Source organism: Roseibium limicola (assembly GCF_017313085.1).
GTDB lineage: Bacteria > Pseudomonadota > Alphaproteobacteria > Rhizobiales > Stappiaceae > Roseibium > Roseibium limicola.
In genome coordinates this window covers 60,613-62,429 of the sequence record NZ_JAFLNF010000011.1, presented here as the reverse complement: position 1 = coordinate 62,429, position 1,817 = coordinate 60,613, and the positions used below count along the sequence as shown (strand labels likewise).

Below are 1,817 nucleotides of genomic sequence, written 5' to 3'. Positions count from 1 at the left end.
GACTGCGAATACGGTTGCGGAAAACTCCGCCGGTGGTGCGGTTGTCGGCGTGACGGCGTTTGCCACGGATGCGGATGCGGGCGACACGGTGACCTACTCGATCACCGATGCGCGCTTCGAGATCGATGCGGACACGGGTGTTGTAACGGTTGCCGACGGTGTGACGCTGGATGCAGAAACCACGTCGAGCATTGACCTGGAGGTGACGGCAACGTCCTCGGACGGCTCGACGAGCTCTGCGACGTTCACGATTGCGATCAGCGACGAGAACGAGTTTGCGATCACGCCCGTGAGCGACACGGATGGTGCTGCGAACACGATCACGGACACGGCGACTGCCGGGACTGTGGTGGGGATCACCGGCTTTGCCGAGGATCTGGATGTGAGCGACACGGTGACCTACTCGATTGCCGATGGTCGGTTTGAGATCGATGCGACGACGGGCGTCGTGACGGTTGCCGATGGTGCAAGCTTTGACAGCGATGCGGAGCCGAGTGTCGACCTTGTGGTCACAGCCACATCGACGGACGGCTCGAGCAGCAATGCGACCTTCACCATTGCTGTGACCGATGGCGGTGGCAATGAAGCGCCGGATCTCATCGTGGATCTTCCCACGGGTGGGCAGGAGCTTTTGGTCAACGGCAGTTTCGAGACTTACTCAGGCTCTCGCACTGGTTCGCCAGGAGAGGGCTGGTACATGAATCCCGACAGCATCGAAGGCTGGGATTCCTACTCGAATGTCGATGTGCATGAAAATGGTCACAATGGCTACGGCGGGACCGACGGTGGGCATCACCTTGATCTTGCGTCGACAACCAATGGGACCATTTCGCAAACCATTGAAGGCCAGCTCGACGGTCATGTCTATTCACTGTCCTTCGACATGAAGAGCCGTGGTGGCATCGGCGAGAGCGTGGCGGAGGCTTACTGGAATGGCGAGCTCATCGCCACAATCGACCCGGCCGAAACCGGGGGGGATTGGCAGACCTTTAACTTCGATGTCGTCGGTGGATCCGGAGATGGCACCAACACGCTGACCTTTACCGAGGTTGGGTCGGACAATCTGGCCGGGACGCTGATTGACAGTGTCTCGATCAAATCCAGTGCGACAGTCGATGTGGCGGAGGAGTTCGCGGGAGCGGAAATTACGGCTCTGTCTGTCGTCGATCCTGACGTCGGTGACACGCATACCTTCACACTGTCTGACGACCGCTTCGAAGTGGTGGTTGATGGCGACGCTTACCTTCTGAAGCTGAAGGATGGCGAGGCGTTCGACTATGAAACCGAGACCTCAGTTACCGTTCAAGTGACGGCGACGGATTCAGGCGGGCTGTCGGACACGGAGACCGTCCAGATCAATGTAGTCGATGTTGAGGAAGATCAGAGCCCGGTTGGCCCCGTAACAGACGCTGACATCACGCTTAACGTGATTGCTGAAACTGCAGTTGGTGGCGTCGCCGTCGGGATCACAGCCTTCGCCTCCGATGGTGACCCCGGAGACACTGTGACTTACTCCATCGTCGATGCACGTTTCGAGATCGATGCGGACACAGGTGTCATTACGCTGGCTGATGGTGTGACGTTGGATGCAGACGTGACAGCGAGCATCGACCTGGAGGTTACTGCGACCTCAAGCGATGGCTCAAGCTCGTCTGCAACCTTTACGGTGATTGTAGCCGACGATAACCAGTTCTCCATCACGCCGGTGACGGATGTGGATGTGACGGCGAACCTTGTTGCGGAAACCGCCGTTGGCGGGGCCGTGGTCGGTGTGACGGCGTTTGCCTCCGATGGCGACCTTGGCGACACGGTCACCT

General features: G+C 58.9%; 1 protein-coding gene. It reads left to right on the top strand.

Annotated elements, in window-relative coordinates; translation table 11 throughout:
* The coding region (locus tag J0X15_RS19355; protein ID WP_206944488.1) for a cadherin domain-containing protein at positions 1-1,817 on the top strand (1,817 nt) is incomplete at both ends.